Genomic DNA, 21,368 nt, shown 5'->3' with positions numbered 1-21,368 from the left:
CCACCCTTCCTGACGGCCGTTCAGCCCACCGCGGTTCCCTACGCTTCCAGGGCCTTGCGCTGGATCTCGTCCAGCTCGGCGCAGCCCAGGCTGCCGAGGTCGAGCAGCTGGTCGAGCAGGGCGCGGTCGAAGGGGGCGCCCTCGGCGGTGCCCTGGACCTCGACGAAGCGGCCGTCGGAGGTGCAGACGATGTTCATGTCGGTCTCGGCCCGGACGTCCTCCTCGTAGCGGAGGTCGAGCATCGGGACGCCGCCGATGATGCCGACGCTGACCGCGCTGACGCCGCCGGTGATCGGCTGGCCCTTGGCGCGCAGCAGCTTCTTCTCGCGCGCCCAGGAGACCGCGTCGACCAGGGCGACGTACGCGCCGGTGATCGCCGCGGTGCGGGTGCCGCCGTCGGCCTGCAGGACGTCGCAGTCCAGCACGATGGTGTTCTCGGCGAGCGCCCGGTGGTCGATGACGGCGCGCAGCGAGCGGCCGATCAGCCGGCTGATCTCGTGGGTGCGGCCGCCGATCTTGCCGCGGACGGACTCGCGGTCGCCGCGGGTGTTGGTGGCCCGGGGCAGCATGGCGTACTCGGCGGTGACCCAGCCCTCGCCGCTGCCCTTGCGCCAGCGCGGGACGCCCTCGGTGACGCTGGCGGTGCACAGCACCTTGGTGTCGCCGTAGGAGACCAGGACGGAGCCTTCGGCGTGCTTGCTCCAGTTCCGTTCGATGGTGACGGGGCGGAGCTGGTCGGGGGTGCGGCCGTCGATGCGAGACATGTCCCCGAGCGTATCGGGTCCGTGCCCGGCCCCCGGCCGGGGCGCACGTGCGACGGCCCGCCGGCCGGTGGTCTCCGGCGGCGGGCCGTGCGGGGCGGAGCGGGCCGCGGGGGCTCAGCTCACATCATGTCCTCGATCTCGGCGGCGATCGGGTCGGCGTCGGTGCCGATGACGACCTGGATGGCCGTGCCCATCTTCACCACGCCGTGGGCACCGGCCGCCTTGAGCGCCGCCTCGTCGACCTTGGAGGCGTCGTGGACCTCGGTGCGCAGCCGGGTGATGCAGCCCTCGACCTCGTCGATGTTCTCGATTCCGCCGAGACCGGCGACGATCTTCTCAGCCTTGCTGGCCATGGTCTTTCTCCCTCTGTCTCGGCGCTTCGGCGGTCGGTCGCCGGGTGCCGTACTGCGTGTGCGGTGGTGCCGGCCGGAGGTGACCGGGGATCAGTTTGCCGCGTCTTCCGACGGCGCGACCAGCATCACCCGTTTCCGACCGATATGCCACGTTAGTCCACTTTCGGGCTATCTCCGCGCGCGGCCCTCTCCGGAGCCGCCGGAGGATGACGATCATCGGGTTCTCGAACCCGCGGACCGCCACTGCCCCGGAAATGGTCTACACCAATCCTAGGTGTACTCGGGACAACGCAGGACGGTCCGCCGGTGTTCCTGGCCCCACGCACGGATGAGCCCCCAGCGGGGAACGGGAACGGCAGCGGAGGGCCGACGATGAGTTCACCAGGCGCCACGGCGCACCAGTCCACGTGGTGGCACACCTTCTACGGCGGCCTGCAGAAGATGGGCCGCAGCCTCCAGCTGCCGGTGGCGGTCCTGCCGGCCGCGGGCATCCTGAACCGGCTCGGCCAGCCGGACATCTTCGGCGCCGACGGCCTCGGCTGGGACAACGTCGCCACCGCCATCGGCGCCGCGGGCGGTGCGCTGCTCAACTCCTCGCTCGGCCTGCCGCTGCTGTTCTGCATCGGCGTCGCGATCGGCATGGCCAAGAAGGCGGACGGCTCGACCGCGCTCGCCGCGGTGGCCGGCTTCCTGGTGTACTACGCCGTCCTGCAGGCGTTCCCCGAGGACTGCCCGGCGCCCACCGTGCTCAAGGGCAACCAGTGCGTCGACTTCGCCGGCGGCAAGGCGGCCAACACCGTCTACCAGAACCCCGGCGTCCTGGGCGGCATCCTGATGGGCCTCTTCTCGGCCTGGCTCTGGGTGCGCTTCCACCGGGTCAGGCTGGTCGACTGGCTGGGCTTCTTCAACGGCCGCCGCCTGGTCCCGATGATCACCGCCCTGGTCGGCCTGCTGTTCGGCTCGCTGATGGCCTGGGTCTGGAAGCCGATCGGCACCGGGATGAACGACTTCTCGCAGTGGCTGGCCGACCTGGGCGCCGGCGGCTCCGGCATCTTCGGCGTCGCCAACCGCGCCCTGCTGCTGATCGGCATGCACCAGCTGCTGAACACCTTCCTCTGGTTCCAGTTCGGCTCCTTCACCAAGCCGGACGGCACGGTCGTCAACGGTGACATCAACCGCTTCCTGGCGGGCGACCCGACGGCCGGCCAGTTCACCTCCGGCTTCTTCCCGATCATGATGTTCGCGCTGCCCGCCGCGGCGATGGCCATCGCCGCGGCCGCCAAGCCGCACCGGCGCAAGGAGATCTACGGCCTGATGCTCTCGGTCGCGCTGACCTCCTTCGTCACCGGCGTCACCGAGCCCATCGAGTACTCCTTCGCCTACGTGGCCCCGCTGCTGTACGCCGTCCACGCCCTGCTCACCGGCGCCTCGATGGCCATCACCTGGGGGCTCGGCGTCCACGACGGCTTCAGTTTCTCGGCCGGCCTGCTCGACTACGTCATCAACTGGAACCTGGCCACGAAACCGTGGCTGATCATCCCGATCGGCCTGTGCTTCGCGGTGGTCTACTACCTCCTGTTCCGCTTCATCATCGTCAAGTTCGACCTCAAGACCCCGGGTCGCGAGGACGACGACGAGGTCGAGGACGTGACCAAGGCCTGACCCCAGCTCAGCGGCCGCGGCGCCGCGCACCGCGCCCCCGGCGGGAGGAATTCCCGCCGGGGGCGCGGCTTTGTTTCCCGACGATCCAAAAGGAGTTACCACCAGGTCAATTGATTCGGCGTCAACCGGCCCAAGGTTTCGATTCCGCAGCGCTTGTCCCCCGCGAACCTTAAGAGGGTTCCGGAGCCCGTTCGGCCCGTGCTAGAAAGCTGAACGAGACCTTAAGTGGTCTAGACCAGGATCGCGCTGCCGTGAGGAACCACCGCTATGAGTACGACCGCGCAGAACTCCCGGCCCGCGGCGGCACCCGGCGGACGGGAGCTGCGCTCCCGGGTCTTCGCGTCCCTCCAGAAGATCGGTCGCAGCCTCCAGCTCCCGATCGCCGTGCTGCCCGCCGCGGGCATCCTGCTGCGGCTCGGCAAGGAGGACGTCTTCGGCGACCAGGGCCTCGGCTGGACCAGGGTCGCCGAGGTGTTCTCCGCCTCCGGCCACGCCGTCTTCGACTGGATGCCGCTGCTGTTCTGCGTGGGCATCGCCATCGGCTACGCCAAGAAGTCCGACGGCTCCACCGCGCTCGCCGCCCTGGTCGGCTTCCTCACCTACCACCAGGTGCTCACCGCCTTCCCGAAGACCGGCTACCAGGAGTTGCCCGGCCGGGACATCGAGGCCACCTACCAGGACCCGGGGGTGCTCGGCGGCGTGGTGGTCGGGCTGCTCACCGCGATCCTGTGGCAGCGGCTGCACCGGACCCGGCTGGTCGACTGGCTGGGCTTCTTCAACGGGCGGCGGCTGGTCCCGATCGTGATGGCCTTCGTCGGCACCGCGCTGGGCGTCCTCTTCGGCCTGTGCTGGGGCCCGATCGGCGGCCTCGTCGACCGCTTCAGCACCTGGGCGATCGGCCTGGGCGCGCTCGGCTCCGGCATCTTCGGCCTGATCAACCGGGCCCTGCTGCCGTTCGGCCTGCACCAGTTCGCCAACACCTTCTTCTGGCAGCAGGCCGGCACCTACACCGTCGGCGGCCAGGACTTCCACGGCGACCAGACCCGCTTCTTCCAGCACGACCTGCACGCCGGCCAGTTCATGTCCGGCTTCTTCCCGATCATGATGTTCGGCCTGCCCGCCGCCGCGCTCGCCATCGCCCACTGCGCCCGCCCGGAGCGCCGCAAGGCCGTCCTGGGCATGATGTTCTCGCTCGCCCTGACCTCCTTCGTCACCGGCATCACCGAGCCGATCGAGTTCGCCTTCCTGTTCATCGCCCCGGTCCTGTACGTCCTGCACGCCGTGCTCACCGGCCTGTCCATGGCCGTCACCTGGGGGCTCGGGGTGCACCACGGCTTCACCTTCTCCGCGGGCGCCATCGACTACGCGCTGAACTGGAACCTGGCCACCGCACCCTGGCTGATCATCCCGATCGGGCTGTGCTTCGCGGTGGTCTACTACACGCTCTTCCGGTTCGTCATCCTGCGCTTCGACCTGAAGACGCCGGGCCGCGAGGACGAGGACGCCTTCGAGGACGGGTAGCCCCCGCCCCTGCCCCTGCCCCACCCCCGCTCTCGCCCTCGCCCTCGCCCTCGCCCTCGCCCCCGGGCCTAGATCCAGCCCAGCCGGGCCGCGTGCACGCCCGCCTGGAAGCGGGACTGCGCGCCCAGCGCCGTGGTCAGGTCGGCGACCAGGCGGCGCACCGTGCGGTCGGAGATCTCCAGCTTGCGGCCGATCGCCTGGTCGGTGAGCCCGGCCGCGAGCAGCCGCAGCACCTCGCGGTGGCGGTCGTCGGGGGTGGTGCGGCCGAGCAGTTCCGGCGGGACCCAGCTGGACGCCCAGAAGTGCTCGAAGAGCTCGCGGACCACGCCGACCACGGCCGGGTCGCGGACCACCACCGCCGCGCTGCCCGGCGGCTCCCCCGGCGCGGGCAGGACGGCCAGGCCCGCGTCGACCACGATCAGCCACAGCGGCAGGGTGTGCGCGACCCTGATGTGCGCGCCGGCCGCGGTCAGCGCCTGGACGTGGGCCAGCACCGGGCCCTGGTTCAGGGCGGCGGCGGGGTAGATGGTGCGCAGCGCGACCCGGTGGGCCAGGGCGATCCGCTCGCGGGCGAGCTTCTCGGCCAGGCCGCTCTCGGACTGGTCCTGGCCGGGCCGCAGCGACAGCGCCTCGGTGCGGGCGGCCCGGGCGGCGTCCTCCAGCAGCGCGGCGACCCGGTCGGCGCCGCGGACCAGCTCGTGGGCGGCGCCGGTGCGCAGCGGCAGGTAGTGGGAGTGCAGCTGCTCGACCCGGTCCCGGGTGCGGCGGGCCTCGCCGAGCAGCGCGGTGAAGCGGCGGTCGGAGTCGGCCAGCAGTTGGCGAACGGCGGTGTCGATCGAGACGGCGGCCACCCCGCTGACCGTCGCGGTCGTCCGCTGGAGCAGTCCAAGGCCGCGCAGTTCGCCGATCGCCTGCTCTAACTCCCGTTCCTCGCAGCCGAGTTCGTCGCGCAGGGAGTCCAGCGGCAGGCCGGGTTCGGCGAGCAGTCGGGCGTACAGGGCGGTGCTGGTCTCCACCCTCCGGGAGCCTAGGGCCGGGGCCGGGGGGCGGACGGTGGTTTTCAGCATGCGAGACGGCCGCGGCGGTGGCGGCCATGGCCTGATCCGGCGCGGCCGGGGGGCTTCGCGGGGCGGGCCGGGGTCCCCAGGATGGGCGGCATGGCGATTCCCGAGTCTTCCGTGATCTGGTTCGACGGCGCGCTGGTGCCCTGGCAGGAGGCCCGGGTCCACGTGCTGACGCACGCGCTGCACTACGGCACCGGTGTGCTGGAGGGCACCCGGGCGTTCGAGACGGCCGACGGGCCCGCGGTGTTCCGGCTGGACGAGCACCTGGCCCGGCTGGAGCGCAGCGCCCGCATGCTGCGGATCGAACTCCCGTACACCCGAGAGGAGTTGGCCCGGGCGACGGTGGACCTGGTGGCGGCGAACGGCCACCGCTCCTGCTACCTGCGGCACCTGGCGTTCCTGGGCTACGGCTCGATGGGGCTGGACATGCGACACTCCCCCACCAGCGTGTCGATCGCCTCCTGGGAGTGGCCGGCCTACCTGGCGGCGGAGCGCGGGCTGCGGCTGATGACCAGCAGTTGGCGGCGCACCGACCCCAACTCCGTCCCCCCGGCGGCGAAGGCCACCGGCCCGTACCTCAACTCGGCGCTGGCCCGGCGGGAGGCGAGCGACGCGGGCTACGACGAGGCACTGCTACTGGCCCCGGACGGGACGGTCAGCGAGTGCAGTTCGGAGAACGTGTTCGCGGTCCGGGACGGCGTGCTGCGCACCCCGCCGGGCAGCGCGGGCGCACTGGAGGGCATCACCCAGGACACCCTGCTGACGCTGGCCCGGGACCTGGGCGTCGAGGTGCGGGTGGAGAACCTGCTGCGCTCGGACCTGTACGCGGCGGACGAGGTGTTCGTCTCCGGGACGGCGGCCGGGGTGGTGCCGGTGGCCTCCCTGGACAACCGCGAACTGCCGTCCTGCGAGGGCGAGTTGACCAAGCTCCTGGGCGAGGCGTACCGGGCCGCGGTGAGCGGCGCCGACGCCCGCTACCGGCACTGGCTGACGCCGGTTCAGAGCTCGTAGACGGCTCCGGCCCGGGCCAGCTCGACCGGTCCGGCGAAGACCGCGGCGGCGTCCGCGCGGTTGCGCTCGGCGTCGGTCCACGGCGGGATGTGGGTGAGCACCAGCCGGGCGGCGCCCGCGTCGGCGGCGTGCTCGCCGGCCTGGGTGCCGTTCAGGTGGATGGAGTCGAAGGTCTCCTTGCCGTCCGTGTAGGCCGCCTCGCACAGGAACAGGTCGGCGCCGCGGGCGAGTTCGACCAGGTCGGGGCAGACCCCGGTGTCCCCGGAGTAGACCAGGCTGCGGCCGCCGGCCTCGATCCGGAAGCCGTACGCCTCGCAGTCGAGGTGGTTGACCCGGACGGCGGTGACGGTGAACGGGCCGAGCCGCAGCCGGGCGCCGCCGCCGAGGTCGCGGAAGTCGAACACCTCGGTCATGCCGGGCTTCTCCGGCATGTCGTAGGCGCGGGCCAGCCGCTCGGCCGTCCCGGCCGGGCCGTACACGGGCAGCGGGTCGGGGCAGCCCTCGACCCGGTAGTTGCGGGCCACCCAGTACGCGCACAGGTCGACGCAGTGGTCGGCGTGCAGGTGGCTGAGCAGGACGGCGTCCACGTCGTACAGGCCGGCGTACTTCTGCAGCGCGCCGAGCGCGCCGTTGCCGAGGTCGACGACCAGGCAGTAGCCGTCGTGCTCCACCAGGTAGCTGGAGCACGGGGAGTCCACGGACGGGAAGCTCCCCGAGCACCCCACCACGGTCAGTTTCATGCCGAGCCCTTCCCGCCCAGTCGGGCCGTCGTCCGCGGCCGTCCGCACCGCCGGCGGGCGGGCGGGGTCCTTCGGCTCCGTCGGTGCTTTGACTGTCGAGGGTAAGGGCCGGGCGGCACTTTGCCCCCTCTCCCGTGCCGGGCTGTGGGCGGAATCACCAGGACGGGGCGGGGGCGTTCGAACGCGCGCCGGACGCGGCACTAACGGCGGCCGGGGCGGGCCAGGGCCCAGGCCCGGATGGTCTCCGGGTACCAGCGGGGGTGGCCGGCCGGGTCGACCAGGTCGGGTTCGGGCAGCAGTCCGTGCCGCTTGTAGTTGCGCACGGTCTCGGTCTGCACGTGGATGTGCAGGCCGATCTCGACGTAGGACCAGAGCTCTCGGCCGGGCATCGCGCCCACCTCCGGGTGACGGCGAACCAGTGGTGCGCGGCCAGCCTGGCGGGGCGGGGCGGGGCGGTCGGGGCGCGACCGGCGCGGTGGCCGTTCCGTGACGAACCGGTCATCGGGAACGGACAAATGCCGCGGTGTCACAGCGGACCGATGATCGGACGAGCGGACGGCGCGGCACCCGGAGGGGTGCCGCGCCGTGGTCCTGCCGCGTCCGTCAGGCCCAGAGCTGGCCCTGCAGCGCCTCGACCGCCGCCTCGGTGGTCTCGGCGGTGTAGATGCCGGTGGACAGGTACTTCCAGCCGCCGTCGGCGACCACGAACACCACGTCCGCCCGCTCGCCGGCCTTGGCGGCCTTGCGGGCCACGCCGATCGCGGCGTGCGCGACCGCGCCGGTGGAGACGCCCGCGAAGATGCCCTCCTGCTGGAGGAGTTCGCGGGTGCGGGTGACGGCGTCGGCCGAGCCGACCGAGAAGCGGGTGGTGAGCACCTCGGCGTCGTACAGCTCGGGGACGAAGCCCTCGTCCAGGTTGCGCAGGCCGTAGACCAGGTCGTCGTAGCGGGGCTCGGCGGCGACGATCTGCACGCCCGGGACCTTCTCGCGCAGGTAGCGGCCGATGCCCATCAGGGTGCCGGTGGTGCCCAGGCCCGCCACGAAGTGGGTGACGGTGGGCAGGTCGGCGAGGATCTCCGGGCCGGTGGTGGCGTAGTGCGCGCCGGCGTTGTCCGGGTTGCCGTACTGGTAGAGCATCACCCAGTCGGGGTGCTCGGCGGCGATCTCCTTGGCGATCCGCACCGCGGTGTTGGAGCCGCCGGCGGCGGGCGAGGGGATGATCTCCGCGCCCCACATCCGGAGCAGCTCGCGGCGCTCCTCGCTGGTGTTCTCCGGCATCACGCAGACCATCCGGTAGCCCTTGAGCTTGGCCGCCATGGCGAGCGAGATGCCGGTGTTGCCGCTGGTGGGCTCCAGGACGGTGCAGCCCGGGGTGAGCCGGCCCTCCGCCTCGGCGCGCTCGATCATGCGCAGCGCCGGACGGTCCTTGATCGAGCCGGTCGGGTTGCGGTCCTCCAGCTTGGCCCAGAGCGTGACCCGGCCGTCCTCGTTCCCCGGGATGCCGGCCGAGAGCCTCGGCAACCGCACCAGGGGCGTGTTGCCGATGGCCTCGATCGGGCTGTCGTAGCGCATTACTTCATACCGCCGGCCACGGCCGGGAGGATGGTGACGCTGTCGCCGTCGGAGAGCGCGGTGGAGATGCCGTCCAGGAAGCGGACGTCCTCGTCGTTCAGGTAGACGTTGACGAAGCGGCGCAGCTCGCCGCCGTCCAGCAGCCGGGCGGCGATGCCGGGGTGGCGGGTGTCGAGGTCGGTGAAGAGCTCCCCGAGGTTGGCGCCGTTGCCGTCGACGGCCTTGGCGCCGTCGGTGTAGGTACGGAGGATGGTCGGGATGCGGACCTCGATGGCCATGGCTGCGCTCCTGTGGAGTGGGGTTCGGGTTGCCGGGCCGGGCGGGGCGCGGCAGGGGGGAGGGCCCCGGGGCGCCGGGGCGGTGCTGTCTGGGCTTGCCGGTCGGTGCCGCCGGTCAGTGCGCGGCGGTGCCGGGACAGATCGCGCTGGCGAGCCGGCACAGGTCGACGTGCAGGCGCGCCACGAGGCGGGTGCCTGGGGCCTGATTGCTCACATCGACGGAACGCATGGACTCATCGTATAGATTCCCGGCCCCGCTTTGACATGCGTGTCTCGGCATCCGGTCGATGGCGTTCCGAGGCATGAGAAAACGGGCCGATCCGCCGCGCGGGCGCGGTCCGGACCGGCCCGTCCCCGGGCGGGCGGCGTCAGGCGGCGTACGCCTCGACCACCTCGACGTCTTCCTCCGTGATCACGCCGTCCACGATGCGGAACGAGCGGAACTGGTAGGGGTCCGTCTCGTCGGTGCCCTCGGCGGTGGAGACCAGCACGTAGTGGGCGAACGGCTCGGAGGCGTAGCTCACGTCGGTGCGGGAGGGGTACGCCTCGGTGGCGGTGTGCGAGTGGTAGATCACCACCGGCTCCTCGTCGAGGTCGTCCATCTCGCGGTAGAGCTTCAGCAGGTCGCCGGAGTCGAACTCGTAGAAGGTGGGCGAGCGGGCGGCGTTGAGCATCGGGACGAACCGCTCGGGGCGCCCGGTGCCGGCCGGTCCGGCGATCACGCCGCACGCCTCGTCCGGGTGGTCGGCGCGGGCGTGGGCGACGATCCGGTCGCGCAGTTCTCGGGTGATGGTCAGCATGCGGCCAGGATAGCGAGGCGTCAGACGCCCTCCTCCGGGCGGAGGTCGGCGTCCAGGGCGGCCGGGTCGCGGCGGCGCAGCACCGCGTAGCCGACCACCAGGAACAGCGCCCAGCCGGGCAGGACGTACAGCGAGATCCGGGTGTCGGGGTCGACGCCGATCAGGACGGCGACCAGGACGAGGAAGGCCAGCGCCAGGGCGCGGCTCCAGTTGCCGCCGGGGGCGCGGAAGGTCGGGGCGGGCAGCCGTCCGGAGGTCCAGGCGGCCCGGTAGCGGATCTGGCTGGCCAGGATGGCGCCCCAGGTCCACAGGCCGCAGACGGTGGCGACCGAGGTGATGTACTGGAAGGCCCGTTCCGGGACGCAGTAGTTGAGCACCACGCCGGCGCCCATCAGCAGGCAGGAGACGGTGATCGCGGCGGCGGGGGTGCGGCGGGCGTTGAGCCCGGTGAGCCGCCCGGGGGCCTGTCCGCGCAGGGCCAGGTCGCGCAGCATCCGGCCGGTGGAGTACATCCCGGAGTTGCAGGAGGAGAGCGCGGCGGTGAGCACCACGAAGTTGACGATCCCGGCCGCCGCCGGGATGCCGATCTTCCCGAAGGCGGCGACGAACGGGCTGACGCCGGGCTGGAACTCGCTCCACGGCACCAGCGAGAGGATGACCACCAGCGCGCCGACGTAGAACAGCGCGATCCGCAGCGGCAGGGTGTTGATGGCCCGCGGCAGGGTCTTCTCCGGGTCCTCGCTCTCCCCCGCGGTGACGCCGACCAGTTCCACGCCCACGTAGGCGAACATGACGATCTGCAGGGTCATCACGGTGGCGCCGACGCCCTTCGGGAAGAAGCCGCCGTCCTGCCACAGGTGGGTGACCGAGGCGGTGTCCCCGGCGTCCGAGAAGCCGAGGGTGAGCACGCCGACGCCGATCAGGATCATCCCGAGGATGGCGGTGACCTTGACCATCGAGAACCAGAACTCGATCTCGCCGAACACCTTCACCGAGATCAGGTTGGCGGCGTACAGCACCAGCAGGAAGACCAGCGCGGTGGCCCACTGCGGGACGCCGGGCGCCCAGAAGCGGACGTAGACGGCGGCGGCGGTGGTCTCGGCCATGCCGGTGACCACCCAGAACAGCCAGTACGTCCAGCCGGTGGCGAACCCGGCGAACGGGCCGAGGAACTCCCGGGCGTACTCGGCGAAGCTGCCGGACACCGGGCGGTAGGTGAGCAGTTCGCCGAGCGCCCGCATGATCACGAAGATCACCACGCCGGCCACCGCGTAGCTGAGGACCAGGCTGGGGCCGGCCTTGGAGATGGCGGTGCCGGCGCCGAGGAACAGGCCGGTGCCGATCGCGCCGCCGATCGCGATCATCTGGATCTGCCGGCTGCCCAGCCCGCGCTGGTAGCCCTCCCCGTCCGGGGCCGGCCCGACCGCCTCGTCCGTCACCTGCTGCGTCATGCGCCCGCCTCGCCTCCCGGTCCGCGCCGGCCGGTCGGCCGACGGGCCCCGTGTTCCCGGGGAGGCAGCAGTGAACCACGCGGAAGGCCCGGAGGCGCCCACAAGCGGGCAGCACCGGATCAATCGGACAATAGGAAGGAGGCGGGGCGGTCCGGGTCAGCCCGCCATCGCGTCCAGCAGGCTCTCCTGCAGCCCGCCCAGCCACAGGTAGGCCACCACCAGCGGCTTGCGCGGGTCGGAGTCGGGCAGCCGGTACAGCCCCTCGGTGTCCTCCTCGGTGACCTCCAGCCGGGTGGCCAGGGCCAGCCGCAGGTCGTTCAGGGCGCCCAGCCAGCGCTGGAGCTCGTCCGGCCCCACCTCCAGCACCCCGCCCCCGGCCAGCCCGTCCAGCGTCCGGACCACCGCCAGCGCGTCGTCGCGCTTGCGGGTCCGCAGGTCGAGTTCGGTGTAGCGGCGGAACTCGGCGGCCATCTCGGCGGTCCGCGGGTCCTCGGGCGCGCCCGGGCCGCCGTACGCGTCGGGGAACAGCCGGTGCAGCACGGGGTCGTCCGGGGCCTCGCTCGGGCCCTCGGCGAACAGCGCGGCCAGCGGGTCGTCGCCCTGCCCGCCGGGCGGCGGGCCGATCAGCTCCAGCATCTGCACTTCCAGCGTGCGCAGGATGGACACCTCGAACTCGTCCAGGTCCATCGCCGCGCCGCCGTCGCCGGTGCTCTCGAAGAAAGTGGCCATGTGGGTGGGATCAGCCCCTCGTGGGTGGTGGGTGACGGTCCGTCAGTCGTGCTGCAGGGTGGCCCACAGGCCGTAGCCGTGCATCGCCTGCACGTCGCGCTCCATCTCCTCGCGGGTGCCGCTGGAGACCACCGCCCGCCCCTTGTGGTGCACGTCCATCATGAGCTTGCGGGCCTTGTCCTTCGGATAGCCGAAGTAGCTCTGGAAGACGTACTGGACGTAGCTCATCAGGTTGACCGGGTCGTTGTGGACGATGGTCACCCACGGCGTGTCCGGCTCCGTGACCGGAACCCCCTCCACCTCCGGGCGCTCGATCTCCACCGGCGCGACACTCACAGTCCGTCTCTCCTCGTCGACCTCGGAACTCCCCCGTCCCATGCTTCCATCCGAGGGACCCAGGAGCGAATCAGGATGTCCGCGGCGGCGCGGCACGGCCCGACACGGGCCCTCCGCGAGAGAAATCGTCAAACTGACGCTAAGTGGTAGTAGCATCATCCCCATGGACGCCATCACCGCGCACCGCAGCTCCGCGCTGCTCACCGACCGCTACGAACTGACCATGCTGCAGGCCGCGCTGCGCAGCGGCGCCGCCCACCGCCGCTCGGTCTTCGAGGTCTTCACCCGCCGCCTGCCGGACGGCCGCCGCTACGGCGTGCTGGCCGGCACCGGCCGGGTGCTGGACGCCATCGAGGACTTCCGCTTCACCGCGCCGCAACTCGACTGGCTGGCCGACCAGCGGGTGGTGGACGAGGAGACCCTGCGCTTCCTCGCCGACTACCGCTTCACCGGCGACGTGCACGGCTACCCCGAGGGCGAGGCGTACTTCCCCGGCTCGCCGCTGCTCACCGTCGAGGGCAGCTTCGCCGAGGCAGTGATCCTGGAGACGGTGATCCTGTCGATCCTCAACCACGACTCGGCGATCGCCGCCGCCGCCTCCCGGATGACCGCCGCCGCGGGCGGGCGCCCGGTGATCGAGATGGGCGCCCGGCGGGCCCACGAGCGGTCCGCGGTGGCCGCCGCCCGGGCCGCCTACCTGGCCGGCTTCGCCGCCACCTCCGACCTGGAGGCGGGCTTCACCCACGGCATCCCGACCACCGGCACCGCCGCGCACGCCTTCACCCTGCTGCACGACAGCGAGAAGGACGCCTTCACCGCGCAGATCGACTCGATGGGCCGCGACACCACCCTGCTGGTGGACACCTACGACCTCGGCGAGGCGGTCCGCACCGCCGTCGAGGTGGCCGGACCGCAGCTGGGCGCCGTCCGGATCGACTCCGGCGACCTGACCCTGCTGGCCCACCGGGTGCGCCGCCAGCTCGACGAGCTCGGCGCCACCGACACGAAGATCATCGTCACCTCCGACCTGGACGAGTACGCCATCGCCGCGCTGGCCGCCGCCCCGGTCGACGGCTACGGCGTCGGCACCAGCCTGGTCACCGGCAGCGGCCACCCGACCTGCGCGATGGTCTACAAGCTGGTCGCCCGCGAGTCGGTGCCCGGCGGCGAGCTCGTCCCGGTCGCCAAGCGCTCGGCGGGCGGCAAGACCAGCGTCGGCGGCCGCAAGTGGGCCGCCCGCCGCCCCGACCGGGACGGCGTCGCCGAGGCCGAGGTGGTCGGCACCGGCCCCGTCCCCGCCGAACTGGCCCCGCACCTGCTGCACGTCCCGCTGGTCACCGGCGGCGAGGTGGTCGGCCGCGAACCGCTGGAGGCCGCCCGCGAGCGCCACCTCCGGGCCCGCGCCGCGCTGCCGCTGTCGGCCACCCAGCTCTCCCGCGGCGAGCCGGTGATCACCACCGAGCGGCACGCCGGCTGACCCCCGGCCGACCCGGGCTGACCCCCGGCCGACCCGGAGACCGGACCCGGCTCCGCCCGCCGGTACTACCGCGTCCGCCCCGGCTCTGCCTAGAGTGCCAACCGCCGTACCGTCCGCACCCCGCTCCCTCCCGGAGCAGCGGCCACCGAGCCCCCGCGCTCCCGAGCCCACGAGAGAAGAGAAGAGCCATGCACCGGGCCCTGATCGTCGTCGACGTGCAGAACGACTTCTGCGAGGGCGGCAGTCTTCCCGTCGCCGGCGGGGCCGAGGTCGCGGCCGCGATCACCGACCTGATCGCCGAGTCCGCCCCCGGCTACGCCCACATCGTCGCCACCCGCGACCACCACATCGACCCCGGCCCGCACTTCGCCGCCGAACCCGACTACGTCCGCTCCTGGCCCGCGCACTGCGTGGCCGGCACCGAGGGCGTCGGCTTCCACCCCAACTTCGCCCCCTCGGTGACCTCCGGCGCGGTCGAGGCGGTCTTCTCCAAGGGCGCGCACGCCGCCGCCTACAGCGGCTTCGAGGGCTTCGACGAGCACGGCGGCACCCTCACCGACTGGCTGAACGAGCGCGGCGTCACCGACGTCGACGTGGTCGGCATCGCCACCGACCACTGCGTCCGCGCCACCGCCCTGGACGCCGCCCGCGAGGGCTTCGCCACCCGCGTCCTGCTCGACCTGACGGCCGGCGTCGCCCCCGCCACCACCGCCACCGCACTGGACGAACTACGGTCCGCGGGCGTCGAGTTGACCGGCACGCCGGTCGTCCACGGCTGACCGGGCGGCGGCCCCCGGGCGCTCAGCGCCCGGTGACCAGCAGCTCCACCACGTCCTCCCCGCCGAGCCGGTACGCCTCGGTCAACTCGCCGCCGACCGCCTCCCGTTCGGCGGCGAGCCGGGACGAGCCGACGTACAGCACCCGCACGCCCAGGTACTCCATCCGGTGCTGGCCGCCGCGCACCCAGGCCGACTCGCCCTCGCTGACGCAGCGCAGCTCGGAGTCGACCTCCACCGCCACCGCCGCCTCGGGCCAGTACAGGTCCGGCACCGCGACGTAGGTGCCGCCGCGCATCCGCAGCTCGGGGCCGGTCAGCGGCAGCGGCAGGCCCGACTCCGCGGCCAGCTCCAGCAGTTCGGCGAACGCCGCCTCCCGGCGCGCCGCCAGCAGCTCGTCCACCGCGGCCCGCACCCGGGGCAGCTCCATGAGGCCCGCCTCGGCCAGCTCGGCCAGCAGCTCGGACGCCGCGCAGCCGCCGCCGCGCCCGGTGAGCGCCTCGCGCAGCAGCGACCGCAGCAGGCCCGGACCGGTCCGGCCGGACCCGAAGGCGCCCTGCTCGTCCCACTCGCGGATCGCGTCCGCCACCGCCCGGGCCACCGGGGCGACCGCCAGCCCGTGCACCGACCGGGCCTCCAACTCCCGTTCGGTGCGCCGGATCCGCACCTGCCCGGCGTCCCGCAGCCGGCGCTGCCGGGGCACCAGCACCTCCACCCCGAGCACGGCCGGCAGCCGCGGCACCGACACGAACCCGTACAGCGCCAGCGCCGCCGCGCCGGTGATCACCGCCCCCTCGCGGGCCCCGTCCCCGGCCGGACCGTTCTGCGCCGCGTACAGCAGCGCGGCCCACATCCGCTGCTCGGGCGTCGGCTCGCCCTCCTGCAGCAGGTAGACCCGTGGCAGCAGGCGCTGCCACGGCCCCCCGCTGCGGCAGTGCTCGCTGACCATGCGGGCGGGCACCCCGCGGGCGCGGAGCTGACTGGCCGTCACCACGTTCTGCTGGTGCCGGGCGAGTTCTTCGAGGGACGCGGGCTGCTGCGGAATCCGGTGGCTCATGACATCCACGTTCCCCCGCGCTTCTGACAGTCGATGCCAGACCTGACGACCTGTTACGCAACCGTCGTCAAACCGGGACTGCTCCGCACTAAAGTCCCCATACCCTCACCCATTCGGCGGATCGGGTGTTCACTCCCTTGCCGTAATAGATCGGACTTGTTTTCTACTATCCGATTTTCATCGGATCGACACAGCATTGCGATCCCCCGGGACCCGCGCCCCCGACCTGCGCGATCTGACCACCGGTGATCGTCCGATCACCCGACGTCACACCCCCCGGCACCGGCCACCGCCGCGAATTGCCTACCATCGGGCTCATGCCCCGCGACGAGACATCAGCCCAGCGCGCCGCCCGACTACGCCTCGGCCGCCTGCCCGGCTACGTCCGCCAACCGGATCCCGCCAGACGCGGCGGGGAGGACGGACGTACGTACAAGAAGGGCTGGGAAGTGCGTTTCACGGCGCGCAGCGAGGCCGAGATAACCGAGATCCGCGAACTCGTGGCCGCCGCCGGCTTCGCCCCCGCCCGGCCCTTCTTCAAGGGCCACCAGCTCATCCAGCCGGTCTACGGCATCGCCGCGGTGCAGGCGTACCTGGCCGCCCGGGAGAGCCTCGAAGCCGCCGAGACCGCCGTCCGCGGCGACCGGCGCAACGCCGGCATCCCGGAGCAGACCCGCCGCGAGCCCGACAGCGTGGCGGCCGCGGCCCGCGCCGCCGAGCAGGCGGCGGCCCTCGCCGCCCGGGCCGCGGCCCGGGCGGCACAGGCGACGCGGACGACGCAGACCGCCCGCGAGCGCTGAGCGCCCAACCGGGAGCGGGGCCGCGGACGGGGGCGCGGCCCGGCGCGCGGTGCGCGGTGCGGCAGGCAGCCCGGGACGCGGCCCGGCGAACGGCCCGGAACGGCCCGGAACGGCCCGGCGCGGGGGAACCCGCTGGCCCTCGCGGAGCCCGACGGCCCTGGAGGGCCCTCCGGCGCCCCGGGGGCCCCGTACGACCCAGGAGTCGCACGGGCGCGCGGACGGGGCCGGTGGGCCCCTCCGCGGGCTTTCTGACGGCACGTCAGCTCGGACCGTCGACCCGGCGGGGCCGCCCGCCGGGACTCCCGCCGAACCGCCCGACCGGATCAGACCGTCCCGGCGGGGCGTGGTCGACGTGCACGGTCGCGGCGAGCAGCCGGGGGACGGCCCGGACCAGGGCCCGTTCGGCGGCCTCCGCCACCTGGTGCCCGGCCACCACCGTCAGCGTCCGGTCGACCACCACCTCCGCCTCGGCGCGCAGCGCGTGCCCGATCCAGCGCATCCGGACCGCGCCGACCGCGCGCACCCCGTCCACCGCGGCGAGTTCGCGCTCCGCCGCGTCCAGCAGCGCCGGATCGACGGCGTCCATCAGCCGCCGGCCCACCTCGCGCACCGTGCCGGCCAGCACGGCCAGGATCGCCACCGTGATCAGCAGTCCGACCACCGGGTCCGCGTACCGCCAGCCCAGCGCGCCGCCGCCCGCGCCGAGCAGCACCGCCAGCGAGGCCAGCGCGTCGCTGCGGGCGTGCAGGCCGTCCGCGACCAGCGCCGCCGAGCCGATCCGGCGGCCGGTGGCGATCCGGTAGCGGGCCACCCACTCGTTGCCGGCGCACCCCGCGAGGGCCGCGGCGGCCACCGCCCACAACTGCCCGACCGGCTCCGGGTGCAGCAACCGCTGCACCGCCGCCCACCCCGCCACCAGCGCGGACGCCGCCACCGCCAGCACCACGGCGACGCCCGCCAGGTCCTCGGCCCGCCCGTACCCGTACGGGTAGCCGCGGCTCGCCGCCCGCCGCCCCAGCAGGAACGCCACGCCCAGCGGGACGGCGGTCAGCGCGTCGGCGGCGTTGTGCACGGTGTCGCCGAGCAGCGCCACCGAACCCGACAGCACCGCCACCACCGCCTGGGCGGCGGCCGTCACGCCCAGCACCAGCAGCGAGATCCATAGCGTGCGCAGGCCCTCGGCCGAGGACTCCATCGCCGCGTCGACCCGGTCCGCGGCGTCGTGCGCGTGCGGGCGCAGCAGGTGCGCGAGGCGGTGCCACGGGCGGTGGCGGTGGCCGTGGGGCTCGTGGCCGGGGAGGTCCGGCCGGTCCGGTGTGTGATGGTGGTCATGCCCGTGGTCCGGGATTCGCCCGTGGAGGTGAGTCCCGTCGCCGTTCCAGCGTTCACCCATGGGGCTTACAGTGGCACACCGACTCCCTTGCAGCCACTGTCGATGTACCACCTCTGACCAGGTGCGATTCCCTCGCAGCTGCGTCCGGCGGGCGGCATTTGCTGACGCCTCGTCACACAACGGCCCGAATCGGGTCCGGCTCCGGGCATCTCAGCAGACTTGTCACCCACAGCACCCACCCGAGGGCCTAGAGTGAGCGCTGACGCTCCCCGTCCGGACCCAGATCGAGAGGCAGCTGATGTGACTGACCGTCATGTCCCGGCCGCAGACTCGGCATCCGCTGATCGGTCCACCGAACTTCCGTACGTGTCCGTCGAGTTCGCCGCCTTCTGCGAGCTCCACGAACCCAGGTACCGGAGCTACGCCCGGGTCTGGTTCCAGGAGCCGGCCGCCGCCCACCGGGTGGTCCGGCTCGCCCTGCACGCGATCGCCTCGGTGTGGCCCACCGTCCTGGAGAGTCCGAATCCGGCCGCCGCGGCCTGGCAGATCCTCCGCGACACCGTCACCGAGCAGCACGCGACCGCCGGGATCGAGGGCCTGCGGCCCGACGTGGACGGCGACGAGGACCTGGCGATCCTGCACTACGTGGTCGGCCTGGCCACCCCCGAGATCGCGGACGTGGTGGGCGGCGACACCGCCAGCATCACCAGCCAGCTCCGCCAGACCCACCGCAGGCGCGCCACCGACTGGTGACCCTCCCGGGGCGCGCAGCGCAGGTCGCGCGCCCCCGGCACGCCTCGCCCTCCGGGGGCACACCCCGCCCCGCCGGGGCACGCTCCCCGCGAGCGGAACGCGTCCGCCGGAACCGCGCCCGTCCGCCGTCCGTCCGCCGCCGGCCCGGGCCGGTCGTTCCCGAAGCACCCGGGCGTCCGACCCGCACCGCTCGTGATCAAGGTCACCCGAGGCGTACTACCGCCGCCCCCGCGGTCGGCGAAGGATGGGCCCGCCGGTCACGATCGTCACGGGCGCCACTCCCGTCACGGCGGTCACGACCGCCCCGGCCGTCGCAACCCCCGCGCCCCCCGCGGCCCTCGCGGCCCTGGAGAACGGAGACCCCGCAGTGCCCCACGACCACGCCGTGGCCATGTTCCACCACCAGGCGGACTCCTGCGCCGCCCTGGGCTCCCCGCTGTCCGCCGCCCTGCTCCGCCGCGCCGCCGAGGACCTCGCCGCGGACGGCCCGTGCGCGGCCGCGATCGCCGGACACGAGGACGCCCCGGGCCCGGACGCCATCGCCCTGCGGCTGCTCGGCGCCGCCCACGCCCTGGTGCTGTCCGGCCTCGCCCCCGACCTCGCCGCCCACTACCCCAGCGCCGGCGGGCACTTCGACCCCGCCGACCCGGACGCCCCCTGGCCGGCCTTCCGCGAGGCCGTCGCCGCCCACCTGCCGTTCGTCCGCGAGTGGCTCACCCGCCCGCCGCAGACCAACGAGGTCGGCCGGGCCAACCTGCTGCTCACCGGCCTCGCCTGGGCCCAGCGGCGGTTGGCCGCCACCCCCGGCACCCCCTTCCCGGTGCGGCTGCGCGAACTCGGCTCCAGCGCGGGCCTCAACCTCCTGGCCGACCGGTTCCGCTGCACCGCCCCGGGCTTCTCGTACGGGCCGCCGGACTCCCCCGTCGTCCTGGCCGACGCCTGGCAGGGCGAGCCGCCCGCCTGGCTGCGCGACGCCCCGCTCCAGCGGGTGGCCGACCGGCGCGGCTGCGACCCGACCCCGATCGACCCGCGCTCCGCCGACGGCTCGCTGGCCCTGCGCTCCTACCTCTGGGCGGACCAACTCCCGCGCGTGCAACGGCTGAACGGCGCACTCGCGCTCGCCGCCGAGACGGCCGCCCCGGTCGAGGCGACCGGCGCCGCCGCGTTCCTGCGCGACGTCGAGACCGCCGAGGGCGCCCTGACCGTGGTCTGGCACTCGGTCATGCGGCAGTACGTGCCCGCCGAGGAGTGGCGCCGCACCGAGGACGAACTGGCCCGCCTCGCGGCCGCCTCCGACCCGTCCGCGCCGTTCCTGCACCTCGCCTTCGAACCGCGCCGGGTCGGCGCCGGACACCGCTTCCTGCTCACCGCCCGACTCGGCACCGACCCCGAGGTGACGCTCGCCGAAGCCCGGCCGCACGGCCTGCCCGCCTGGACCCTGGAGCAGGGCGACCCCGCCCTCCTCGCGCCCTGACGCTTCGTCAACTTTCCTGGTGCCGAAGGCCCGTGACGTCGTAGCGGTGGTGCACCGGGTCGTGGATCAGGTAGCGGGCGAAGGACTCCACGGTGAACCGGGCACCGTCGCTGCGGTTCCCGGTCCGCCGCCGCCCGGCCTCCGGCACCGCGGCGAAGGAACGCGCCAACTGCTCGGCCGCTTCAGCCAGTTCGACGGCGACCAAGGCCGGGTCCTGCTCCCGGTAGCGCTCCTCGACGGCGGTGGCGTCCTGGTCCCAGTTGGCGAACAGCGGGTCGTCCTCGGCCAGCATCAACCGCAGCCGCACGTCGAACAGCCGGAACACGTCCCGGACGTGGCAGGCGTACTCCAGCGGCGACCACACCCCGGCGGCCGGACGCTCCCCCAACCCGGCCGCCGCCGCCCCGCCCTCGGCGCCCAGCAGCGCGACCCAGGCCGCCGCGTTCGCCCGGATCATGCCCGGCACCGCCTCGAAGGCGACCGCCGGAGTGTCCAGGCCGCAGTCGGCGCAGGGACGTTCGAGGACCCAGGTCCAGTCCTTGGTGTCAGGAGTGATCATGTGCCCAGCATGGCCGCCCCGCCACGCCCCCCACCAGCGGCCCGGCCGCCAGCCGTCGTCGAGATCCCGCCACCCCTCACCCCGCCAGGACGGCGGCCAGCCGCCCCGCCAACTCGTCCATCCGCGCCGCCGGCACCGCCCGCTCCCCCGCCTTCAACAACCCGAACACCCGGGGCCCCAGCCACTCCACCGGCCACTCCTCCCCCCGCGGCACCAGGTGGAAGTGCACGTGCGCGAACCCGGCCGCCTCCCCGAACTGCGCCACGTACGCCTTCCGGCACCCCGTCACCTCCCCCAGCGCCCGCGCCAACCGCACCTGCCAAACCCCGAGCGAAGCCGCCTCCGCGTCGGTCAGCTCCGCCAACGACTCCAGGTGCCGCCGGGGCAGCAGCACCAGCCACCCCGGCAACGCGCAGTCCACCGCGTGCACCACCCGCCAGTGCTCGTCCACCGCGATCCGCTCGTACGCCGGCAACCGCTCGAACTCGCCCTCCCGGGCACACGCGTAACACTCCCCACCCGTCATCCCCCCACCCTAGGACCGCGCCTCAGCCCTGCCCCACCCCCTGCACCGCACACACCGAGGAAGTCGGCACCAACCCCGGCAGCAACCCGTCCAACAACCGCGAACACACCTCCCGCTGCTGCTCGTTCTGCACCCCCTCGGCCCCCGCCACCCCCGGCACCCCCACCACACCCGCCACCACCACGACCAACCCCGCCACCGCACGCTTCCACCGCACCACAGCACCCACCTCCGGGCATCCGACGACCACACTCCCGCCATCTCCTACCCCCCCCCCCCCCCCCCCCCCCCCCCCCCCCCCCCCCCCCCCCGCGCCCCCCCCCCCCCCCCCC

Annotated in this window: 24 protein-coding genes; 8 read left to right on the top strand and 16 right to left on the bottom strand. The window is 73.6% G+C overall.

Annotation, left to right across the window (positions count from 1 at the left end):
* Positions 1-38 precede the first annotated feature (38 nt).
* Complete coding sequence (gene rph / locus ABD345_RS08350; protein WP_344551279.1) at positions 39-764, bottom strand: ribonuclease PH; 726 nt, start codon at positions 762-764, stop codon at positions 39-41.
* 119 nt (positions 765-883) lie between these two features.
* Complete coding sequence (locus ABD345_RS08345) at positions 884-1,117, bottom strand: PTS sugar transporter subunit IIB (RefSeq protein WP_014135942.1); 234 nt, start codon at positions 1,115-1,117, stop codon at positions 884-886.
* A 372-nt stretch (positions 1,118-1,489) separates the two neighbouring features.
* On the opposite strand from ABD345_RS08345, the gene ABD345_RS08340 reads away from it, so the two are divergent.
* Positions 1,490-2,779, top strand: a complete 1,290-nt coding sequence (locus tag ABD345_RS08340) for a PTS transporter subunit EIIC (RefSeq protein ID WP_344551275.1) — start codon at positions 1,490-1,492, stop codon at positions 2,777-2,779.
* A 267-nt stretch (positions 2,780-3,046) separates the two neighbouring features.
* On the top strand, positions 3,047-4,300 hold the full coding sequence (locus tag ABD345_RS08335) for a PTS transporter subunit EIIC (protein WP_344551273.1): 1,254 nt from the start codon (positions 3,047-3,049) through the stop codon (positions 4,298-4,300).
* A 68-nt stretch (positions 4,301-4,368) separates the two neighbouring features.
* On the opposite strand, the gene ABD345_RS08330 is transcribed toward ABD345_RS08335, so the two are convergent.
* On the bottom strand, positions 4,369-5,316 hold the full coding sequence (locus ABD345_RS08330) for a LuxR C-terminal-related transcriptional regulator (RefSeq protein ID WP_344551271.1): 948 nt from the start codon (positions 5,314-5,316) through the stop codon (positions 4,369-4,371).
* 141 nt (positions 5,317-5,457) lie between these two features.
* Between ABD345_RS08330 and ABD345_RS08325 the strand changes: the two genes are divergently transcribed.
* A complete protein-coding gene (locus ABD345_RS08325) occupies positions 5,458-6,375 on the top strand; it encodes a branched-chain amino acid transaminase (protein ID WP_344551269.1) in 918 nt (305 codons plus the stop codon).
* Here ABD345_RS08325 and ABD345_RS08320 read toward each other — a convergent pair.
* The 9 genes from ABD345_RS08320 to clpS all read right to left on the bottom strand — a co-directional run bounded on the left by ABD345_RS08320 (position 6,363) and on the right by clpS (position 12,323).
* Complete coding sequence (locus ABD345_RS08320) at positions 6,363-7,115, bottom strand: MBL fold metallo-hydrolase (RefSeq protein WP_344551267.1); 753 nt, start codon at positions 7,113-7,115, stop codon at positions 6,363-6,365. The genes ABD345_RS08325 and ABD345_RS08320 overlap by 13 nt on opposite strands.
* Before the next feature lie 200 nt (positions 7,116-7,315).
* Positions 7,316-7,504: a MarR family transcriptional regulator gene (locus ABD345_RS08315; protein ID WP_344551266.1), complete on the bottom strand. Its 189-nt coding sequence runs from the start codon at positions 7,502-7,504 to the stop codon at positions 7,316-7,318.
* A 214-nt stretch (positions 7,505-7,718) separates the two neighbouring features.
* Positions 7,719-8,687: a PLP-dependent cysteine synthase family protein gene (locus ABD345_RS08310; RefSeq protein ID WP_033253820.1), complete on the bottom strand. Its 969-nt coding sequence runs from the start codon at positions 8,685-8,687 to the stop codon at positions 7,719-7,721.
* The gene (locus tag ABD345_RS08305) at positions 8,687-8,965 is read right to left on the bottom strand and encodes a MoaD/ThiS family protein (RefSeq protein ID WP_344551263.1); all 279 of its coding nucleotides are present in this window, start codon (positions 8,963-8,965) and stop codon (positions 8,687-8,689) included. The genes ABD345_RS08310 and ABD345_RS08305 overlap by 1 nt, the downstream gene beginning before the upstream one ends.
* Before the next feature lie 115 nt (positions 8,966-9,080).
* Positions 9,081-9,194 carry a putative leader peptide gene (locus ABD345_RS08300; protein ID WP_318552237.1) on the bottom strand — a complete coding sequence of 38 codons (114 nt, stop codon included), beginning with the start codon at positions 9,192-9,194 and terminating at the stop codon, positions 9,081-9,083.
* Positions 9,195-9,333: 139 nt separating this feature from the next.
* A complete protein-coding gene (locus ABD345_RS08295; RefSeq protein ID WP_344551259.1) occupies positions 9,334-9,765 on the bottom strand; it encodes a M67 family metallopeptidase in 432 nt (143 codons plus the stop codon).
* A gap of 20 nt (positions 9,766-9,785) precedes the next feature.
* Entirely contained in the window at positions 9,786-11,216 is a 1,431-nt protein-coding gene (locus ABD345_RS08290) for an amino acid permease (protein WP_344551258.1), read from the bottom strand.
* Between the two features lie 156 nt (positions 11,217-11,372).
* Positions 11,373-11,945, bottom strand: coding sequence for a DUF2017 domain-containing protein (locus ABD345_RS08285; protein WP_344551256.1), 573 nt, complete (start codon positions 11,943-11,945; stop codon positions 11,373-11,375).
* Between the two features lie 42 nt (positions 11,946-11,987).
* Positions 11,988-12,323 carry an ATP-dependent Clp protease adapter ClpS gene (clpS, locus tag ABD345_RS08280; protein WP_344551254.1) on the bottom strand — a complete coding sequence of 112 codons (336 nt, stop codon included), beginning with the start codon at positions 12,321-12,323 and terminating at the stop codon, positions 11,988-11,990.
* A gap of 121 nt (positions 12,324-12,444) precedes the next feature.
* Here clpS and ABD345_RS08275 point away from each other — a divergent pair, with 121 nt between their 5' ends.
* Entirely contained in the window at positions 12,445-13,758 is a 1,314-nt protein-coding gene (locus ABD345_RS08275) for a nicotinate phosphoribosyltransferase (protein ID WP_344551252.1), read from the top strand.
* Positions 13,759-13,946: 188 nt separating this feature from the next.
* Positions 13,947-14,537, top strand: coding sequence for an isochorismatase family protein (locus ABD345_RS08270; RefSeq protein WP_344551250.1), 591 nt, complete (start codon positions 13,947-13,949; stop codon positions 14,535-14,537).
* Positions 14,538-14,559: 22 nt separating this feature from the next.
* On the opposite strand, the gene ABD345_RS08265 is transcribed toward ABD345_RS08270, so the two are convergent.
* Complete coding sequence (locus ABD345_RS08265) at positions 14,560-15,591, bottom strand: type IV toxin-antitoxin system AbiEi family antitoxin domain-containing protein (protein ID WP_344551248.1); 1,032 nt, start codon at positions 15,589-15,591, stop codon at positions 14,560-14,562.
* Positions 15,592-15,908: 317 nt separating this feature from the next.
* Here ABD345_RS08265 and ABD345_RS08260 point away from each other — a divergent pair, with 317 nt between their 5' ends.
* On the top strand, positions 15,909-16,391 hold the full coding sequence (locus ABD345_RS08260; protein WP_344551247.1) for a hypothetical protein: 483 nt from the start codon (positions 15,909-15,911) through the stop codon (positions 16,389-16,391).
* 259 nt (positions 16,392-16,650) lie between these two features.
* On the opposite strand, the gene ABD345_RS08255 is transcribed toward ABD345_RS08260, so the two are convergent.
* Positions 16,651-17,784: a cation diffusion facilitator family transporter gene (locus tag ABD345_RS08255; RefSeq protein WP_344551245.1), complete on the bottom strand. Its 1,134-nt coding sequence runs from the start codon at positions 17,782-17,784 to the stop codon at positions 16,651-16,653.
* Positions 17,785-18,090: 306 nt separating this feature from the next.
* On the opposite strand from ABD345_RS08255, the gene ABD345_RS08250 reads away from it, so the two are divergent.
* Positions 18,091-18,477 (top strand): hypothetical protein, encoded by a 387-nt coding sequence (locus tag ABD345_RS08250; protein WP_344551243.1) that lies wholly within the window; start codon positions 18,091-18,093, stop codon positions 18,475-18,477.
* Positions 18,478-18,844: 367 nt separating this feature from the next.
* Positions 18,845-19,951 (top strand): DUF2332 domain-containing protein, encoded by a 1,107-nt coding sequence (locus ABD345_RS08245; RefSeq protein ID WP_344551241.1) that lies wholly within the window; start codon positions 18,845-18,847, stop codon positions 19,949-19,951.
* A gap of 7 nt (positions 19,952-19,958) precedes the next feature.
* On the opposite strand, the gene ABD345_RS08240 is transcribed toward ABD345_RS08245, so the two are convergent.
* Both ABD345_RS08240 and ABD345_RS08235 read right to left on the bottom strand, forming a co-directional pair.
* Positions 19,959-20,510 (bottom strand): DinB family protein, encoded by a 552-nt coding sequence (locus ABD345_RS08240; protein WP_344551239.1) that lies wholly within the window; start codon positions 20,508-20,510, stop codon positions 19,959-19,961.
* Between the two features lie 76 nt (positions 20,511-20,586).
* Positions 20,587-21,036, bottom strand: a complete 450-nt coding sequence (locus ABD345_RS08235; protein WP_344551237.1) for an HIT family protein — start codon at positions 21,034-21,036, stop codon at positions 20,587-20,589.
* Positions 21,037-21,368: the final 332 nt, after the last annotated feature.

This window comes from Kitasatospora saccharophila, from assembly GCF_039529925.1.
In the GTDB taxonomy this organism is placed as follows: domain Bacteria; phylum Actinomycetota; class Actinomycetes; order Streptomycetales; family Streptomycetaceae; genus Kitasatospora; species Kitasatospora saccharophila.
Note: the sequence above shows the minus strand (reverse complement) of the source record. Positions and strands in the feature narration are given on the sequence as shown.